General features: G+C 31.8%; 19 protein-coding genes. 8 read left to right on the top strand and 11 right to left on the bottom strand.

What is annotated here, in order from left to right; all coding sequences use genetic code 11:
• Nucleotides 1–29: 29 nt before the first annotated feature.
• Both IEW41_RS12655 and IEW41_RS12650 read left to right on the top strand, forming a co-directional pair.
• On the top strand, nt 30–1,055 hold the full coding sequence (locus tag IEW41_RS12655; RefSeq protein ID WP_229660222.1) for a M28 family metallopeptidase: 1,026 nt from the start codon (nt 30–32) through the stop codon (nt 1,053–1,055).
• Complete coding sequence (locus IEW41_RS12650; RefSeq protein ID WP_188606738.1) at nt 1,048–1,731, top strand: SDR family NAD(P)-dependent oxidoreductase; 684 nt, start codon at nt 1,048–1,050, stop codon at nt 1,729–1,731. Before IEW41_RS12655 ends, IEW41_RS12650 begins: the two co-directional genes overlap by 8 nt.
• Before the next feature lie 2 nt (nt 1,732–1,733).
• Here the strand turns inward: IEW41_RS12650 and IEW41_RS12645 are convergent, their stop codons facing one another.
• From IEW41_RS12645 to IEW41_RS12635, 3 genes are all read right to left on the bottom strand, one after another.
• A complete protein-coding gene (locus tag IEW41_RS12645) occupies nt 1,734–2,474 on the bottom strand; it encodes a class I SAM-dependent methyltransferase (RefSeq protein ID WP_188606737.1) in 741 nt (246 codons plus the stop codon).
• 9 nt (nt 2,475–2,483) lie between these two features.
• The gene (locus IEW41_RS12640; RefSeq protein ID WP_188606736.1) at nt 2,484–2,993 is read right to left on the bottom strand and encodes a DUF3124 domain-containing protein; all 510 of its coding nucleotides are present in this window, start codon (nt 2,991–2,993) and stop codon (nt 2,484–2,486) included.
• Nucleotides 2,994–3,175: 182 nt separating this feature from the next.
• Nucleotides 3,176–4,474 carry a WG repeat-containing protein gene (locus tag IEW41_RS12635; RefSeq protein ID WP_188606735.1) on the bottom strand — a complete coding sequence of 433 codons (1,299 nt, stop codon included), beginning with the start codon at nt 4,472–4,474 and terminating at the stop codon, nt 3,176–3,178.
• A gap of 162 nt (nt 4,475–4,636) precedes the next feature.
• Here IEW41_RS12635 and IEW41_RS12630 point away from each other — a divergent pair, with 162 nt between their 5' ends.
• From IEW41_RS12630 to IEW41_RS12620, 3 genes are all read left to right on the top strand, one after another.
• A complete protein-coding gene (locus tag IEW41_RS12630; RefSeq protein WP_188606734.1) occupies nt 4,637–5,236 on the top strand; it encodes a SprT-like domain-containing protein in 600 nt (199 codons plus the stop codon).
• 124 nt (nt 5,237–5,360) lie between these two features.
• The gene (locus tag IEW41_RS12625) at nt 5,361–6,443 is read left to right on the top strand and encodes a mannose-1-phosphate guanylyltransferase (protein ID WP_188606733.1); all 1,083 of its coding nucleotides are present in this window, start codon (nt 5,361–5,363) and stop codon (nt 6,441–6,443) included.
• 2 nt (nt 6,444–6,445) lie between these two features.
• Nucleotides 6,446–7,909: a DUF389 domain-containing protein gene (locus tag IEW41_RS12620; protein ID WP_188606732.1), complete on the top strand. Its 1,464-nt coding sequence runs from the start codon at nt 6,446–6,448 to the stop codon at nt 7,907–7,909.
• Between the two features lies 1 nt (nt 7,910).
• Here IEW41_RS12620 and IEW41_RS12615 read toward each other — a convergent pair whose 3' ends face one another.
• Both IEW41_RS12615 and IEW41_RS12610 read right to left on the bottom strand, forming a co-directional pair.
• Nucleotides 7,911–8,678, bottom strand: coding sequence for an ABC transporter ATP-binding protein (locus IEW41_RS12615; protein WP_188606731.1), 768 nt, complete (start codon nt 8,676–8,678; stop codon nt 7,911–7,913).
• Complete coding sequence (locus IEW41_RS12610) at nt 8,678–9,415, bottom strand: MlaE family ABC transporter permease (protein ID WP_188606730.1); 738 nt, start codon at nt 9,413–9,415, stop codon at nt 8,678–8,680. Before IEW41_RS12610 ends, IEW41_RS12615 begins: the two co-directional genes overlap by 1 nt.
• A 113-nt stretch (nt 9,416–9,528) precedes the next feature.
• On the opposite strand from IEW41_RS12610, the gene pafA reads away from it, so the two are divergent.
• A complete protein-coding gene (gene pafA / locus IEW41_RS12605; protein ID WP_188606729.1) occupies nt 9,529–11,211 on the top strand; it encodes an alkaline phosphatase PafA in 1,683 nt (560 codons plus the stop codon).
• A gap of 1 nt (nt 11,212) precedes the next feature.
• A complete protein-coding gene (locus tag IEW41_RS12600; RefSeq protein WP_188606728.1) occupies nt 11,213–12,022 on the top strand; it encodes a DNA/RNA non-specific endonuclease in 810 nt (269 codons plus the stop codon).
• Here the strand turns inward: IEW41_RS12600 and IEW41_RS12595 are convergent.
• From IEW41_RS12595 to gcvP, 4 genes are all read right to left on the bottom strand, one after another.
• Nucleotides 12,015–12,863: a glycosyltransferase family 2 protein gene (locus IEW41_RS12595; RefSeq protein WP_188606727.1), complete on the bottom strand. Its 849-nt coding sequence runs from the start codon at nt 12,861–12,863 to the stop codon at nt 12,015–12,017. The genes IEW41_RS12600 and IEW41_RS12595 overlap by 8 nt on opposite strands.
• 24 nt (nt 12,864–12,887) lie before the next feature.
• Complete coding sequence (locus IEW41_RS12590; RefSeq protein WP_188606756.1) at nt 12,888–13,409, bottom strand: class I SAM-dependent methyltransferase; 522 nt, start codon at nt 13,407–13,409, stop codon at nt 12,888–12,890.
• Between the two features lie 2 nt (nt 13,410–13,411).
• Nucleotides 13,412–14,470, bottom strand: coding sequence for a 3-oxoacyl-ACP synthase III family protein (locus IEW41_RS12585; RefSeq protein ID WP_188606726.1), 1,059 nt, complete (start codon nt 14,468–14,470; stop codon nt 13,412–13,414).
• 191 nt (nt 14,471–14,661) lie between these two features.
• Nucleotides 14,662–17,511, bottom strand: a complete 2,850-nt coding sequence (gene gcvP, locus IEW41_RS12580) for an aminomethyl-transferring glycine dehydrogenase (protein WP_188606725.1) — start codon at nt 17,509–17,511, stop codon at nt 14,662–14,664.
• Nucleotides 17,512–17,630: 119 nt separating this feature from the next.
• Here gcvP and IEW41_RS12575 point away from each other — a divergent pair, with 119 nt between their 5' ends.
• Nucleotides 17,631–18,461 carry a UbiA prenyltransferase family protein gene (locus tag IEW41_RS12575; protein WP_188606724.1) on the top strand — a complete coding sequence of 277 codons (831 nt, stop codon included), beginning with the start codon at nt 17,631–17,633 and terminating at the stop codon, nt 18,459–18,461.
• On the opposite strand, the gene IEW41_RS12570 is transcribed toward IEW41_RS12575, so the two are convergent.
• A complete protein-coding gene (locus tag IEW41_RS12570; protein ID WP_188606723.1) occupies nt 18,444–18,701 on the bottom strand; it encodes a hypothetical protein in 258 nt (85 codons plus the stop codon). The two genes, IEW41_RS12575 and IEW41_RS12570, sit on opposite strands and share 18 nt — an antisense overlap.
• Before the next feature lie 5 nt (nt 18,702–18,706).
• A complete protein-coding gene (locus IEW41_RS12565; protein WP_188606722.1) occupies nt 18,707–19,258 on the bottom strand; it encodes a sigma-70 family RNA polymerase sigma factor in 552 nt (183 codons plus the stop codon).
• Nucleotides 19,259–19,271: the final 13 nt, after the last annotated feature.

Below are 19,271 nucleotides of genomic sequence, written 5' to 3'. Positions count from 1 at the left end.
TTTATCTTTAGGCTCTAATAAAATTATCTATGAAAAATATACTGCCTTTTTTTGTGTTACTACTTTTAGCAAGTTGTAAATCTTCAACTGTCGTTATGAATAATGACGACCCAAGTCAAAACATAATTCCTGAGCCATCTAAAAACGATGTTATTATGACATCTACTACTGAAACTAATACAAAAATGCTTGTATCAGCATCAGAGCTTAAAGACATCGTTACATATTTAGCATCAGATGAATTGCAAGGAAGAAACACAGGAACAGAAGGTATAGATAAGGCAGCAACGTATATTGAAAACAAACTAAAATCGTATAATGTTAAGCCGTATTTTGAAACCTATAGAGATAACTATTTAGCTAAAGGGAAAGATGCTTTTAATGTCATTGGTTTTGTTGAAGGTAACGATCCAGAATTAAAGAAAGAAGTTATTATACTTGGCGCACATTACGACCATATCGGATTTGGCAAAAAAGTTGAAGGCGACTCTATTGCTAATGGCGCAAATGACGATGCTACAGGTACAGCAGCAGTATTAGCTATGGCAAAATATTTTGCAGCTAAAAAGAATAATAAACGCAGTATACTATTTACGCTTTACTCTGGTGAGGAAATGGGCTTGTTAGGTTCTAAACATTTGGCACAACGTTTAAAAGACCTAAATGTTGATTTGTATACAATGATAAATTTTGAAATGATTGGCGTGCCAATGGTTGGTAAAGAGTACGATGCCTATTTTACTGGTTTCGATTTATCTAATATGGCACCAAAGCTTAATGAGTATGTCGATCATAGTTTATTAGGATTACTACCACAAGCTAAAGAATACCAATTGTTTTATCGTTCAGATAATTATCCGTTTTTTAAAGCGTTTAATAAGCCATGTCATGCTATATCAACTTTCGATTTTACAAATTATGATTATTACCATCATGTTGATGACGAAGCAGATAAAATGGATTATGAGTTTATGGCTACTTTGGTAAGTAAAATGATTCCAGCGTTTGAAGCTATGAGCAATACAGATACTAAAGAAATAAAAATGAATGAGTAAACATATTATTATTACAGGAACGAGTAGAGGTATAGGTTTTGAAATGGTTAAACAGCTTTCAAAACAAGGTCATCATATATTGGCTTTATCTCGTAACGAAGCTCCTGTAAAGGCTTTAAAACTTAAAAACGTTACTACATTTCCATTCGATTTGGGAGACGCTTATGCGTATAAAAAGGTTGAAGATTTTATTTCTAGCACATGGCATCATGTAGATGTTTTAATTAATAATGCTGGTATGTTGCTCAACAAACCATTTGCCGAAACTAATATTTCAGATTTTGAAGAGGTTTATAAAACCAATGTATTTGGCGTTGCCGAACTCACCAGAATTGTACTGCCTTTTATGCGAAAAGAAGGTCATGTGGTAACAATCAGTTCGATGGGAGGTGTTCAAGGTAGTATGAAATTCCCTGGATTAGCAGCCTATAGTTCTAGTAAAGGAGCAGTAGTTACGTTAACCGAACTCCTTGCAGAAGAATATAAAGACTCAGGTATTTCGTTTAATGTATTAGCACTTGGTGCAGTGCAAACCGAAATGTTAGAAGAAGCATTTCCAGGTTATAAAGCACCAACATCAGCTGTTGATATGGCAACTTATATTAGCAATTTTGCGCTTAACGGAAATAAATTTTATAACGGGAAATTACTTCAGGTGTCTAACTCAACACCTTAATATTAGGCTTTAGTACAAACTAAAATAGTTTCATATTCATCAAAACCATAATAGTTATCGGGTTGTTCAGTATATGTTTTTACATCAACTTTAAAACCAGTTTGCTCTAATCGACTTTGTAAACCAGCAACCGAGTAAATCCTTACATGGTCTTCTTGTCCAAAATGTTTAAGACGCTCAGCTTCTGCGGTTATTGAAAGGTTTTCATAAATGTCGCCATCTTTAAAAGGCGTTTGTATAATGCAATAACCGTTAGGTTTTAGTACTCTGTACAATTCGCTCATCGCTTTTTTATCATCTTCAATATGCTCTAAAATATGATAACACGTAATAAGGTTAAAGGTATTATCAGCAATATCTAAATTGGTAATATCATATTGCTTATCTGCTAAAAATGCATCAGTATAATCTGTACTAACATAATGTATTTTAGTATTGGCTTTAAATACGCGATACAAGTTTCGTGAAGGTGAAAAATCTAAATAATGAATGCCATCTTTTATAAATTCAGCATGTAATAATTGATGTAACCGTCTGCCTCTTGGCAAGCTTCCACAACTTGGGCAAAGAGTATCGTTGCTATCTAAACGTATAAAAGACTTTAAAGATTTTGAGCACACAGTACAACTATGCTTTTTCCCTTTGTAAAACAAATAGTGAACAGACCTAAAAGCAAGTTCGTTTTTAAATAAAAAATGTCTTGGTAGTATTGTTTTTAGCGCAGTTTTTAAACTTTTGTACATACAGTAATATTATCGTTTTACGCCTTGTGTGGTAAACGAAATACCTTGTTGACCTGAAGTAGATATCATAACAGCATCAAAAATTGGCTCATGGCCAGTATGTTTTAAAGCCCATTCAAAAATAAAATTGGCACCTGTACCACCATGAGTATCTTTTTCATCAATAACAATTTCTATAGTCTCTAGAGGTTTTAAAAAGATAGGAAAATCAAAATACGTACGCGTTAAATCGCCTTTAGTGTTGTAGTAATCACCACGAAGCATATAAATAGTGTCTGTAGAGCTAACATTACGTATGCTAGCGGTTACAGTAAGATTTATTGTTCTGTGCTCTGTAATACTATAAATTTCAGAGTACACAGCCAAATAACTACTACCTTTTATAAGGCTATCGCTATCTTTTAGGTTAATACTTCGTTTTTTCCAGTTTATTGGGTTTACCGAGCTTAACTCTTTTTCGTCTTGTTTGCAAGACGAAAAGCAGAATGCAATAACTAATATGTAAATAATGTTTTTCATTACTGCAAGTTAACTATTTTTTGGAGATTATTTTGAAGTTTCGTTAAACGGTCTTGTATAAGATTAGTTGCGTGTTTTAAGCACCAAATCTAGAAAATACAAACCGAATAGAAAATCCGCGAGGATTTTCGTAAGTAAGCTTGTACTAGTAAGAAATTATATATAGTATTGCCCAACGTTTTTTATTTCGCAAATCTTATTAAATTATCTCTATCGAGCCATAAATAGGGTTCTGAAATATTTTTAATTTCTTCTCCATTAGTATTTATGATAAATGAAATTCCATCTTTTTTTACAATTGCTTTATTTTCTTTAAAAGGTAGTGCGCTATCATATATTATTGGAATTATTATTTCATTTTTATTGTTTATGTAACCATATTTATCACCCTTTCTTACAGCAGCTAAACCATTATTGAAATCTCCCATAAAATTAAATTTATAATTAGGTTCAATTATCATTTCATTCTCTTTATTAATATAACCTGCTTTTCCATTTAGTATTACTAAAGCAAGCCCTTCATTAAAAAAACGAATTTTACTATATTCAAATGGTATAACAATTTCCTCTTTGGTGTTAATCATTCCATATTTGTTAGATTTTTTGGCTAAAAACAAACCATCTTTTAAATCACTTATATCTTCATATTCAATTGGAATTACGACTTTTCCTTGTTCATCTATTATGCCTGTTTTTCCATTATTTCTTACTCTCATATATTCATTTTGATAATATCCTGAAATTTCATCATAAATAGGATTTAGAATGATCTTTCCATTTGTGTCAATTAAGCCTTCTTTAAGTTGAATATGACCAGTTTTATTCAAAAACTCAACAAAAGTTCTACTGCCATTTTCAGTTATCATTGATTTGTTTTTCTCAACCTTTATGGAATCTAACATAAAGACTGCTTTATTGTCAATTATTGGTCTATAGCTAAAAGTTAAACTATCAGTAAAAATTTTTGTGCCATTTTCATCAATGTAATTCCATCTGCCATTTTCTTTTACAGATGCGTAGCCTTGATAAAAAGGAAATGCGTCTTCGTATTTTAAATCAATAATTATTTTGCCATTAGTATCAATAAAACCATACTTTTTTTCCTTAATGGCAATGCCTAAATTTCCTTTATACCAATATGTTGCATTGTATTCCGTAAATAAAGTTTCTTTACCATTTTCAAGTAATATTCCTGGAATTGAATCTTTTATGATATTCGATTTACCATTATAAAAATCTGATGCATAAGTGTATTTTGGCCCAATAATTTCTTTTCCTTTTGAATTTAGGAAACCATATTTCAGAGAGTCTTTTTTAGAAAACATAGACCTTTCAACCAAGTCAGTGTAATAGTCATTTGAATTTCCATTAAGGTTTGTCATTGTTCTTAAAAACTCCATTTTAAAAATGTCGTTTCCAACTTTTTTTTGTCCAAAAACATTAGCTGATATTATTAAAATAAGTAAGAATATTTTTTTCATAAGAAGCTTTTTTCAAATGTTGGGCAAATGTAACGATATGGATGGTTTCAATTATCTATATCGATAGTTAAACGAAGTTACCTTTTTAAATTCAAAAAAACTATACGTATTTCTACGTAATTTTTATCTAAAAACTAATTACAATTCTCTTATTTTTGTGGTATGCAACAAACGCTTAACGAATATATACCACAACCAGCAATTGCCTATGTTTTAGAGCTTTTAAAACATGATAATTTGGTTGTTAAAATAAAAAACGAACGCAAAACGCGTCATGGTGATTACCGAAAATTACCAAATGGCAAGCACCAAATTACTGTAAATGCTAATCTTAATCAGTATCGGTTTTTAATAACCCTTATACATGAGATTGCACATTTTGAGGCTTACAAAAATTATAATCGGTTTATAAAGCCACATGGTAAAGAGTGGAAACAAACGTTTCAGCATTTAATGTTGCCTGTTTTAAATCCAGAAGTGTTTCCTTTAGCGTTATTGCCACTTTTGGCTAAACACTTTAAAAATCCAAAAGCATCTAGCGATACAGATACGTCATTAGCCTTTGCATTAAAGCAATTTGACGAAGCTAACGATAAAACCTATGTTTTTGAAGTACCTTTGGGGCAAACCTTTAAATTATATAACGGAAGAGTTTTTAAAAAAGGGGTAAAACGCCGAACGCGTTATGAAGGAGTTGAGGTTGCATCAGGAAAGTTGTATCTTTTCAACCCAAACGCAGAAGTGGAATTATTAGAACAATAACTAAACTATTTACTTTGTCATGCTGAATTTATTTCAGCATCTTAATAAATCAGTAAATTTCCTTTTTAAAGGGATTAATAAAAAAGATTGTCACGACCAAAAGGTCTTGCACAACAGTAATAATATGAAAAATAAAAATTATTATGCCATATTAATGGCTGGAGGAGTAGGCTCACGTTTTTGGCCAGTAAGCACACAAGATTTTCCTAAACAATTTCATGATATGTTAGGTACTGGAGACACGCTTATTCAAAAAACGTTTCATCGCTTGGCAAACTTAATTCCTAAAGAAAATATATTTATCCTTACCAACGAGTTGTATAACGATTTGGTGTTTGAACAATTACCTGAAGTTACAAAACGACAAGTAGTTTTAGAGCCTGCAATGCGTAATACTGCACCTTGTATTTTGTATGCTGCACTAAAAATTCAGAAAGAAAACAAAGATGCTGTAATGATTGTGGCACCAAGTGACCACTGGATTGAAGATGAGCAAACATTTACTAATAACGTGCAACAAGCTTTCAATTTTTGTGCTACAAACAATGCATTAATGACGCTTGGTATTCAGCCAACCTTCCCAAATACTGGTTATGGTTATATTGAGTTTGACAAAGCATCAACCAACGCTATAAAGCCTGTGCATCAGTTTAGAGAAAAGCCAGATTATGAAACTGCAAAATCGTTTATTAAACAAGGTAATTTTTTGTGGAATGCTGGTATTTTTATGTGGAGCGTAAAGAGTGTTGTTGAAGCTTTTGAGAATAATCAACCAGAATTATTTAAACTGTTTGAAAAAGGTATTTCGGTGTATAATACTGATGCTGAAGACGATTTTATTGCTAAAAATTATCCTAATGCAGAAAACATTTCGGTAGATTATGCCATTATGGAAACCTCTAAAAATGTGTTTGTATTACCTGCAGAATTCGATTGGAACGACCTTGGTACTTGGGGAAGTTTATATGATAAATTAGATAAAGATGAAAGCGGAAATGCAGTTGTAAATGCAAGAACGCTTACTGAAGATGCTTCAGGAAATATGATTCGTACCAAAACCGATAAAATTGTGGTTGTTGATGGACTAAGCGATTATATTATTGTAGATAAAGATGAGGTTTTACTTATCTTTCCGAAAGAAAAGGAGCAGGATATTAAAAAAGTGCTTCAAAAAGTAAAGCAGAAGTTTGGTGAAAATTATGGTTAATTATGGAAGAAAATAAGGCTAATTCTTCGAGCGAAGAGACTATACAAGATAAAAAAGTAACTGAATCTAAAGACGCATTAAAAAAAGATGCAAAAGGATTAGTTGAAAGTACTAGAAAATTTTTAAGAGACCTTTTAGATTTTCGTCAAGACACAGATCGTGACGCTACAATTGAAGCGATTAAAAATGACATTCCTTTTAAAGGTGCAACTGCATGGATTTTAATTTTTGCTGTATTTATTGCCTCTATTGGTCTTAATGTAAGTTCGGCTGCTGTTGTAATTGGAGCCATGTTAATTTCTCCATTAATGGGACCAATACTTGGTGTTGGTATGTCGTTAGCCTTAAACGATATTGATACTTTAAAGCGTTCGTTAATTAACTTATTGGTAATGGTGTTATTGAGTTTAATAACAGCTTATTTATATTTTCAACTGTCACCATTAACAGAATTAACGCCAGAATTAGAAGCCAGAACAAAACCAACAATATTAGATGTGTTAGTCGCCATTTTTGGTGGTTTAGCACTTATTGTTGCCAGAACTAAAAAGGGAACAATTGCCTCAGTAATTTTTGGTGTTGCAATTGCTACTGCCTTAATGCCTCCTTTATGTACAGCAGGTTATGGTTTAGCAGTTGGTAATTTAGAGTTCTTTTTTGGTGCTATGTATTTGTTTACAATTAATACCATTTTTATTGCGCTATCTACATTTTTAGTGCTTAAAGTATTGCAGTTTCCTATGCTTAAATATGCTAACTCTGCAAAACGTAAGCGTATTGCTCGATTTGCTTCAATACTAGCAATTATTGTTATGATACCTGCAATTTGGACGTTTGTAAACGTGTTGAAAGAGAGTAATTTTAAGAAAGATGTAAAACAGTTTGTTTCGAGAGAACTTGATGCTTTGCCAAATGCTAATTACATAAAAAAACATGTAACGTATAATTACAATCCTGATGGAGTGTCTAGTATTGAACTTACAACATTTGGAGCTGATGAAATACCAGAATCTACAATTGCTGTTTTGCAAGATAGATGTACTGAGTATAGTTCGTTAGTTGGTGCAAAGCTTTTGGTAAATCAAGCTAAAAATAGAGGGATAAATAATTTAGAGTATATGGAAGAATTGCGCTCTAGAGATTCTTTAGATTTATTATCACAAGCCCAAAAAATAAGCTATTTAGAGGAGAAAGCATTAAAGCTATCTAAGATTGAAAGAAATCAAATTCCGTTTGAAGAATTATTAAACGAAGTAAAAATAAATTACGAAAACGTTGAACGCTTTTCATATTCAAGTCAATTAACCTCAAACTTTAGTAAAATTGATACACTAGCTGTGTTTTCTGTAAAGTGGAAAAACTCTGTAACAGATGAGGCTTTTATTGCAAAAGATAAAGATAAGATTGAGCGTTGGTTAAAAACAAGGCTGAAACTAGATACTTTGGTAGTTGAAATATTAAAGTAGTTTACTGCTTTTCTTCAAGATACATTTGGCGTACTTTTTTCATTAATTCTGAAGAGTACACAAAGTCTGTTACTGTTTCGTTATCTGTTTTAAAGATCGTTTCATTGCTGCCTTCCCAAGCTTTTAAACCATCTTTTAAAAACACAATTTTCTGACCAATTTCCATAACCGAATTCATATCGTGCGAATTAATCATTGTCGTGATATTATATTCTTGAGTAATTTCCTGAATAAGATTATCGATAACAATAGCAGTTTTTGGATCTAAACCAGAGTTTGGCTCGTCACAAAACAAATATTTAGGGTTGTTTACAATTGCTCTAGCTATAGCAACACGTTTTTGCATTCCACCAGAAGCTTCACTAGGCTTTTTTTTATGAGCATCGGCTAGGTTAACACGCTTTAATACAAAGTCTACTCGGTCTTCCATTTCACTTTTGCTTTGCTTTGTAAACATACGTAAAGGAAACATTACGTTTTCGGCAATTGTCATAGAATCAAATAGTGCGCTACCTTGAAAAACCATTCCCATTTCGGCTCTTAGTTCACGTTTATCGTCTGCAGATAATTCTGAATACACTTTTCCATCATAAGAAATAGTGCCTTGTTCTGGTGTAAATAATCCTAATAAACATTTTAAAAATACTGTTTTACCAGAGCCACTTTGCCCAATTATAAGATTAGTTTTTCCTTTTTCAAAAGTTGTACTAATACCTTTTAAAACTTTAATATCACCAAACGATTTATGTATTTCTTTTACTTCTACCATTAGCTTAACAACATTTGAGTTAATACATAATTTAATAAGATAATCATTACACTTGTCCAAACAAACGCTGTTGTACTAGCTTTACCAACCTCAAGTGCTCCACCTTTCATATAATAGCCATAAAAAGAAGGAATGGTTGCTAATAAAAAGGCAAATACAAAAGTTTTTATAAATGCATAAGTCATATGAAACGGAATAAAATCCATTTGCACACCAGTTATATAATCATCAAGAGTACTAAATCCTCCATAAACACAAGCTGCCATTCCGCCAATAATTCCTAAAAACATAGCGATTGAAATCACAAAAGGATACAACATCATGGCAATAAACTTAGGAAATACTAAATAGTTAATGGCGTTAATTCCCATAACTTCTAAAGCATCAATTTGTTCTGTTACACGCATTGTGCCTATACTAGAGGTTATAAATGAACCTACTTTACCAGCCATAATAATTGAAATAAAGGTAGGAGCAAACTCTAAAATAACCGATTGCCTAGTTGCAAAACCAACTAAGTATTTTGGAATTAAAGGGTTGCTAATGTTTAATGCGGTTTGTATGGTAACAACACCACCAACGAAAAAAGATATAAAAGCCACAATACCCAGTGAGCCAATAACCAAATCATCAATATCTTTAAAAATTAAACCACGCATCACAGACCATTTAGTAGGCTTGCGAAACATTTCTTTAATCATTAAAAAATAAGCACCAATATTATGTAGATACGACATAGTAAATTTTGTAACTGCTAAAGTAAAAAAAACTAACACGTTTTTAACCCAAATTTAAAATTATGATTCTTTTAAAAGCTGTATTTTTGTGTTTTCAATTATAATCTACATTAATGAAGCAGTTTTTTTCAATTTTAGTTTTATTTATTTTAGTGTTATCATGCAAGGCTCAACAAGAGGTTGCTACTTCTTCAAACACTAATTCTACTAATATAAACACACAGCCAAAATTGGTTGTAGGTATTGTTGTAGACCAAATGCGATACGATTATTTAACACGCTTTTATAGCAAATATGGTGAAGGTGGATTTAAACGTATGATAAATGAAGGTTTTAATTGCAAAAACAATCATTTTAATTATGTGCCAACTAAAACTGGTCCAGGCCATGCGTCAATTTTTACTGGAACAACTCCAAAATATCATGGTATAATTGGTAATGATTGGTATGATAAGACATTAAAAAAGCAAGTGTATTGTGCAGAAGATAATAACTACGCTTCAGTTGGGACTACTAGCGATGCAGGACAAATGTCTCCAAGTAGAATGCTATCAACTACATTTGGAGATGAGAACAGATTATTTACTCAAATGAGAGGTAAAACAATAGGTATTTCAATTAAAGATAGAGGTGCAACTTTACCTGCTGGTCATACAGCTAATGCAGCTTATTGGTTCGATTTCGAGAATAATGGAAGTGGCAATTGGATAACAAGTACATTTTACATGAACGATTTGCCTAAATGGGTAAAAGATTTTAATAGCTCAGATATTACTGAGTCTTATTTTAAAGTATGGAATACACTTTATGATATTAATACATACACTGAAAGTGGAAGTGATTTAAATTCATTTGAAGAAATTTTTAAAGGAAAAGAAACGGCTACATTTCCTTATGATTTACAAAGTTTAAAAGACAAGAATGATAATTTTAAAATTATTGCCGAATCAGCTTTTGGTAACGATTTAACTACAGACTTTGTTTTAGCAGCTATAGATGGTGAACAATTAGGGCAAGATGATTTTACTGATGTTTTAACAATTAGCTATTCTAGTCCAGATAAAGTTGGTCATATTTTTGGACCTAACTCAAAAGAAGTTGAAGATACCTACTTGCGTTTAGATTTAGAATTAGAAAGATTATTTAAAGCTCTCGATGCGAAAGTAGGAGCAGGTAATTACACCGTATTTTTAACAGCTGATCATGCTGCTCCAGATGCATTAGAATATATGAAATCTGTAAAAATACCTTCTGGATTTTTTGATGAAAGTAAAATGCAAAATGAGTTGAATGACTATTTAAAAACTAAATATGGAATTACAAAGGGTATTGTTAGCAGAATTAATAATCAATTGTTTTTTGACTATCAATTATTTGAAGAAAAGCAACTGGATTTACAAGCTATAAAAATTGAGCTAGCAAAAAAATTATTAAATTATGATTTAATTGATAAAGTTTATGTCACATCTGCTATTAATCAATTTGAAAATAATTCAGGTGTTTTGGAAACGTTATTAGCAAACGGACACAATCAAAAGCGTTCTGGTGACATCTTATTTGTGTTTGAACCTTATGTTCTTAAAGATACACCATGGAATAGATTAGGAACAGACCATGGTACTGCACAAAATTACGACACTCATGTTCCATTATTATTTTTTGGAAAAGGAATTAGAAAAGGAGAAACTTTACAAAAAACTGAAATTACTGATATCGCTCCAACTATTTCTGCATTATTAGGAATTAGCTTTCCAAATGGAGCTATTGGTCAACCATTAGATTTTGTATTAGATTAATTTGAATAAAAAAAGTATATACTCAATTATTGTTGTCCTCATTGTTTTAGGAGTCTATGGCTATGAGCACTTTTTAAAAGAAAAAGAGGTTGCAGTAATTGTTGAAAAAGGCGAACAAGTAAAAACTAATACTAACGAATTTTTTTTACCAACGTCAACTACAGGGCAAGTTATTCATCATGAAGGATACTCATTGTCTTATAGCGAACCACATGAGCAGGCAGAATGGGTAGCTTACGAATTGAAGAAATCTCATTTATCGAACTCTAATTTTAAACGTCCTTATTTTGAAATTGATAAAGCTGTAAAAACAGGAGCTGCAAGTTGGAGAAACTATAAAAATTCAGGTTACGATAGAGGGCATTTGTGTCCTGCTGGAGATAAAAAGTATAGTCAAGCAGCTCATGATGAAACGTTTTTAACAAGTAATATAAGTCCGCAAGACCACGACTTCAATTCAGGTATTTGGAATACTTTAGAACAAAAAGTACGCTATTGGGCAAGCAAGTATGATGGCGTTTTTGTAGTTACAGGTGGTGTTTTAAAAGGCGATTTAAAAACAATAGGAGAAGAACACGTAGCTGTACCTAATGCTTTTTATAAAATTATTTTAGATAACAATAATGGTAGTACTAAAATGGTTGCATTTTTAATGCCTCATAAACCATCTGACTTGCCATTATATAAGTTTGTAGTAAGTGTCGATTCAATTGAAAAATTAACAGGAATAGATTTCTTCCCTGAATTAGATGACGCAATTGAAAACGATTTAGAATCTAAAAGCGATTATAAAGGTTGGAGTTTTAACTAAATTTATTTAGCATACCTTTCCAGCGAAGTTGTCTAATAAATAGACCTTGTTCTTTTGTAACTAAAAACTCAAGCTTATTCTGTTTTGCTTTAAAAAAACCAGTCATATAATCTTTAAATAAGCTAAAGCTACCTTTTTTATAGGCCAATTTTAAAGCAGAAATAAGTGTGATTGTAAATCCATAACGCATTTTGTACATCGCTTCACCTTGAAGATATTTTGAGGCTTTATTATAACTTATGCCTGTTGGTTTTAGGTGTTTAACATGTAGCGTTTCGTCAGTTAAAATATTCCAACCATAAAATTTAGCTAATAATTCGTCAACAGTATCCCAACCCATTGAAGGTTTTAGTTTGTCTATTTGAAGAAAGCAATCTTTTCGATAAGATTTTAAAGCACCACGAATATGATCTTTTCGAGTTAAATTTTCTAAAACCCAATCACCATTGTTTTGTATATAGCAAAAGCCACTTGCCATTCCTAGTTTTGGATTAGAGTTGTAATGTTTTGAAAGTTGTTCTAAATAATTTGAAGGAAAAATTAAATCGGCATCAAACTTACAAATCACATCAAAGCTATCATCTAAAGTTTCGTAGCCTTTATAAAAGGCATTAATTATTTTTGAACCTGGTAAATGCTCATTTGAAGACACATTGTTTACAAGTGTTACCCACGTATATTTTTTTGAAAAGTCTTCAATAATGGTTTTTGTTTTGTCTGTAGAATTATCATTAACGACAACAACTTTTTTGGGCAATAATGATTGATTTGCCAACGACTCTAGAGTTTGACCAATAGAATCTTGTTCGTTATGTGCAGGAATGATGATGTAGAAATTCAAAATTGAAACTTTAAAACTTCAAAGTTAAACTCTTTCGGCATATACTATATAATATCTTGGAGTAAACCATCGTAAAATTGGTCTGACACCTATTTTTTTTGTTGGATTGGTCCATTTTTCTCGAGCTTTAATTTTCCAACCTGCTTTTTCAAGAAGCCAATCAAATTGCCAATCTTCAAACTCATGATAATGTCTGTCTCGCATATCAGTTTTGCTTCTGTAAGCCGAAGAAAACCATAATTTTAAAGGTACACTAGCTACTAGCTTATCAGATTTAATTGATTTTAAAACTGTAAACGGAGAGAGTAGGTGTTCAAAAATTTCAAACGCTGTTACGACTTCTGTATTAGAATTAGAAATTGAACTTGTGTCAATATCTAAATCTTCACCTTTAGTATTCTCAACAGCATAACCTTGTTGCTTCATAATTTCAGAAAAAGGATTAGAGACACCTAAATCTAAAATAGAAGCATTTTCAGAAACATGCTTTTTTAAAAATTCAATTGTTTTTTTATAGCGTTTGTTTGGGTAAGTGCCTTCGTACATCATTAATATTTATAAACAATAGCATTGATATGCATACCAGCACCTACACTTGCAAACATAACGACGTCGCCTTTGTTTACATGCTGATCTTTAATTTTATCATTTATAACTAAATCATATAAAGTAGGAATTGTAGCAACCGAACTATTACCTAATTCTTGAATACTCATAGGCATTATGCCTTCTGGTATTTCTTCATCATATAATTTGTAGAATCGTTTTAAAATAGCTTCATCCATTTTTTCATTAGCTTGATGAATGAATATTTTTTTAATGTCTTTTATGTTTACACCACTTTTATCAAGACAATCTTTCATTGCTAGAGGTACATTGCTTAAAGCAAATTCGTAAATTTTACGACCATCCATTTTTATGTATCGTGTATCTGGACACAATTCTTTATTATTAGAGTTTCCGAAAAACAAATAATAAGCTTCATCATAAGTAAAACTTGCAGTTTCATGAGCTAAAATTCCTCCATCACCATCAGTTGCTTCAACAATTGTTGCGCCAGCACCATCACTATAAATCATTGAGTCTCTATCATGCTTGTCGACAACTCTAGATAAAGTTTCTGTACCAATAACTAAACATTTTTTGGCAAGTCCAGCTTTTATAAAAGCATTTGCTTGTATAACGCCTTCAACCCAACCAGGACAGCCAAACAAAATATCGTAAGCAACACATTTTGGGTTTTTAATACGTAAACTGTGTTTAATACGTGACGCTAAACAAGGTAAAATATCACTCTGGATAGTATTATGTTTTACATCGCCAAAATTATGAGCTACAATAATATAATCTAACTCTTCACGATTTATGTTTGCATCTTCTATTGCCTTTTCGGCCGCAAAAAAGCCTAAATCTGATGAGGTTAGATGGTCATAAGCATATCTTCTTTCATCAATTCCAGTAATCGCCTTAAACTTTTGAATAATCACTTCATTAGGATGTGTAAGCGTTGAACCATCAGTGTTTAAGAATTGATGTTGATGAAAATTCTCGTTTTTTTCTATACTAGTAGGAATGTAACTTCCAGTCCCTGTGATTTTGATTGCCATTGCTATTAAATTTAATTCGATTCTCTAAAATACTTAATATTCGTTTTGATTATGTTGATTTTGAAGACTATTTGCTTAATATTATCAAATTGTTAAAAAATCTCTTTTAAATTAATCAAAATGCAATAAAAAAGCCTTCTTTTTAAAACATAAAAAGAAGGCTTTTATCAAAAATTTATTCTAGTCTGGAATTAAGCGTCCATATATTCTTCAATTGGAGCACAAGTACAGATTAAATTTCTGTCACCATAAGCATCATCAACACGTCTTACAGATGGCCAAAATTTATTATCTTGAACATAGCTTAAAGGATATGCAGCAGCCTCACGAGTGTAAGGAAAATTCCAATCATTTGCAGTTAACATTGCTAATGTGTGAGGTGCATTTTTAAGAACATTATTGTCTTCGTCTTTTGATGCATTATCAATTTCTTTTCTAATAGAAAGCATAGCATCACAAAAACGATCCATTTCTTCCATACTTTCGCTTTCTGTTGGCTCTATCATTAAAGTTCCAGCAACTGGAAAAGAAACTGTAGGAGCATGGAAACCATAATCCATTAAACGTTTAGCAATGTCAGTTACTTCAATACCGTTTTCTTTAAAAGGACGACAATCTACAATCATTTCGTGAGCAGCACGACCTCTTTCACCTGAATACAACGTATCGAACTGACCTTGTAAGCGTTGTTTTATATAGTTTGCATTTAATATTGCCACTTTAGTCGCTTGTGTTAAGCCTTCAGCACCTAACATTGTGATATAACCATAAGAAATTAAACATGCTAAAGCAGAACCAAAAGGTGCAGCAGAGATAGCAGTTATGGCTTGATTTCCGCCTGTTTTTATAACAGGATTTCCTGGTAAAAATGGTACTAATTGTTTTGCAACACAAATTGGTCCAACACCTGGTCCACCACCTCCATGAGGAATAGCAAAGGTTTTATGAAGGTTAAGGTGACAAACATCAGCTCCAATATTTCCAGGATTTGTAAGTCCTACTTGAGCATTCATATTAGCACCATCCATATATACTTGTCCACCATTATCATGGATTATTTGAGTAATTTCTCTAATGGCAGATTCGTAAACACCATGAGTTGAAGGATATGTTACCATTAAGCATGATAAATTATCTTTATGTAATAGTGCTTTTTCGCGTAAATCGTCAACATCAATATTTCCTTCTTCGGTAGATTTAGTTACTACAACTTTCATTCCAGCCATAACAGCACTCGCAGGATTTGTTCCGTGAGCAGACGAAGGAATTAAGCAAATATCTCTATGATGATCACCACGTGATTCATGATACGCCTTTATAACCATTAAACCAGCATACTCACCTTGAGCTCCAGAGTTTGGTTGTAAAGATGTGGCAGCAAAACCAGTAATTTCAGTTAATTGGTCTTCTAATTTTTTTAATACAATTTGATAACCTTCAGCTTGCTCAATTGGACAAAAAGGATGCATTGTTCCCCAATTTGACCAACTTAATGGTAACATTTCCGCAGCTGCATTAAGTTTCATTGTACATGAGCCTAATGAAATCATTGAGTGATTTAAAGATAAATCTTTACGCTCCAGCATTTTTATGTAACGCATTAATTCAGTTTCAGAATGATGTTTATTAAACACATCAAGCGTTAAAAATTCTGATTGACGTTGTAATGATTGAGCTATTTGAGTTGTTTCTTCTAATGAAGAAATATTAACTGTGTTTTTTTGAGCTGCTTTTGCAAAAATTGCTACAATTTCATTGGCATCTTTTAAAGATGTCGTTTGGTTGATTGAAATTGTTACAGTATCTGCATTTGGATAATAGAAATTGACTTCGTGGCTTTCAGCTATCTGTTTTATTTTCTCAGCATTAGCTTCAACTTTTAATGTGTCAAAAAATGAAGCATTTGTCTGCTTGTATCCTAATTGACTTAATGCTTTTGCAACACTAGATGCAGTTTGATGAACTTTATCAGCAATAAATTGAAGTCCTTTTGGTCCATGATATACTGCATACATACCAGCCATTACAGCTAATAACACTTGTGCAGTACAGATGTTTGAAGTCGCTTTATCTCGTTTTATATGTTGTTCACGAGTTTGTAATGCCATACGTAAAGCTCTGTTACCATTCATGTCTTTAGTAACACCAATAATACGACCAGGAATATCACGCTTGTAAGTTTCTTTAGTAGCAAAATAGGCTGCATGTGGTCCTCCATAACCCATCGGGATTCCAAAACGTTGTGTAGTACCTACAACCACATCAGCTCCAAATTTACCAGGAGCTTCTAATTTTACTAAGCTTAATATATCTGCAGCAACTGCAACTTTTATTTGATTGTCATTAGCTTTCTTAATGAATGATTTTATATCACTTACTAATCCGTCTTTACCAGGATATTGAAGTATTGCTCCAAAAAATTCTGATGAAAAATCAAAAGTGTCTTCGCTTCCAACAACTAATTCAACTCCTATTGGATTTGCTCTAGTTTGTAAAAGAGATAAGGTTTGAGGTAAAATAGCATCAGATACAAAAAATTTATTGACATTATTTTTCTTCTGATCTCTTTCTCTAACAGCAAATAATAAGCTCATAGCTTCTGCAGCAGCAGTACTTTCGTCTAAAAGTGATGCATTGGCAATTTCCATTCCTGTTAGGTCTGTAACCATAGTTTGGAAATTTAATAATGCTTCTAAACGACCTTGAGCAATTTCTGCTTGATAAGGAGTATATGCTGTATACCAACCTGGATTTTCTAAAATGTTACGCTGAATAACAGCAGGAACAATGGTTGGATGATACCCTAAACCGATATATGATTTGAATACTTTGTTTTTCTTTGATAATTCATGAATATGATTTAAGTATTCATATTCAGTCATTGGTTCATCTAAATTCAATCCGTTTTTTAAACGAATATCATCTGGAATTGTTTCATAAATAAGTTGGTCTAAACTGTCAACACCAATTGTTTTTAGCATTTGGTTTTGGTCGTTTTCATCAGGACCAATATGACGAAGTGCGAAAGCATTTGTATTCATTAAAATAAAGTTGTGTTTTGTGGCGCAAAATTACGTAAATATTGAAGAATTTTGGTTAACAAAAACTAAAGTTTTTAACCAATTCGCACTCTTATTAACACATTGCTTACTTTTGTATAATGAAGTATTTAAAGTCTGTTTTCGATTTTTATATCAACAGCAGTATTCACGTTGCTTTAGCTGTGTTTTGCTTAGCGTGGATTACACTTTTAGAGTTTGATATTGATTTTGATAAGACCCTTTTATATTTTATATTTTTTGCGTCTATAACAGGATATAATTTTGTTAAGTACTTTGGAATAGCAAAATTTCATCATCGAAGTCTTGCAAAATGGCTTCAGGTTATACAAGCATTCTCTTTTATGTGTTTTGTAATTATGTGCTATTTAGCATTACAGTTACAATTTAAGACATTGCTTTTTATTGCTGCTTTTTGTGTTTTAACATTTTTGTATGCAATTCCTTTTTTGCCTAAATATTTATTTATGGATTCTCAAAAAAACTTAAGAAGTATAGGAGGATTAAAAGTATATGTTATTGCTTTAGTTTGGGCAGGTGTAACAGTTATCTTGCCATTAATTAACGTAGAGCACAATATTAATACAGATGTTACTTTAACATTAATACAGAGATTTATTGTTGTTATAATTTTAATGTTACCTTTTGAGATACGAGACCTTCAATTTGATAGTTTGAAACTGGCTACAATACCTCAAAAAATAGGCATTAAAAAAACAAAAACAATAGGTGTTTTATTAGGAATGTTATTTTTCTTTTTAGAATTTTTTAAAGATGAATTGAGTCCGATACAAATTACTGTATCACTAATTATTACAATTGTGATGCTTTTGCTTTTAGTTTTTGCAAGAGTAAATCAAGGAAGGTATTATAGCTCTTTTTGGGTTGAAGGTATCCCGATTTTTTGGTTGTTATTAATCTTGATTTTTTAATTGATGCTTAAGCTGTTCATGTAGCTCCTGACGTTCATTTTGTTTTAAACACTGCACATTAGAAGATTTAATAGCTTCAGTTAGCTTTTTGTTTTTCTTTACATATGCTCTTGTAATACGACACCAAGTGTATCGTAAATTCAATTTTATCTTTTCCCATAAAGTTGCTTCATTATACTGTGCTCTATCACAAATAAGCTTGGCTTCTTCACATGATATGAAAAGTAGATTTTTTTTCATTTTAATTAAAACCAGTTTTTTTCCATACATTCAGCCATTGATATTCTGGCTCTATGTATAATTACCCATAGGTTAGACGCAGTGATATTTAATTCATTACAAATTGTTTCTGTTTCTAAACCTTCAATAGTTTTCATTCTAAATACTGTTGCTTGTTTTTCTGGTAATTTGCTTAAACAATCATAAATAGCATCACCAAGTTCGGTATTTTCAATTACATCTTCGGCTGTTTTGTCAAAAGGATCAGCAACACGTTCTTCTAACCAATCGCCTTCGTTTTCATCAGCTGAATAACTCATTCTAACTTCGGCTTTTCCTTTGTTAGAGTTTATTTTTCTATAATAATCAATAATTTTTCGCTTTAAAATTGAAATTAGCCATGTACGTTCGCTTGCTTCACCCTTAAAGTTTTTCATTGATTTTAAACCAGCAAAAAAAGCATCCTGAACAAGATCCTTGGCAATCTCTCTATCATTTACTCGTGAAATAGTATAATTAAAGAGATAGTCAGAATACAAGTCTATCCATTTATTGGGATTTATTTGATGGTTAGGCATTTTCTGTTTTAGC

Source organism: Aquaticitalea lipolytica (genome assembly GCF_014641635.1).
GTDB lineage: Bacteria > Bacteroidota > Bacteroidia > Flavobacteriales > Flavobacteriaceae > Aquaticitalea > Aquaticitalea lipolytica.
This window is presented reverse-complemented; position numbering and strand designations above follow the sequence as displayed.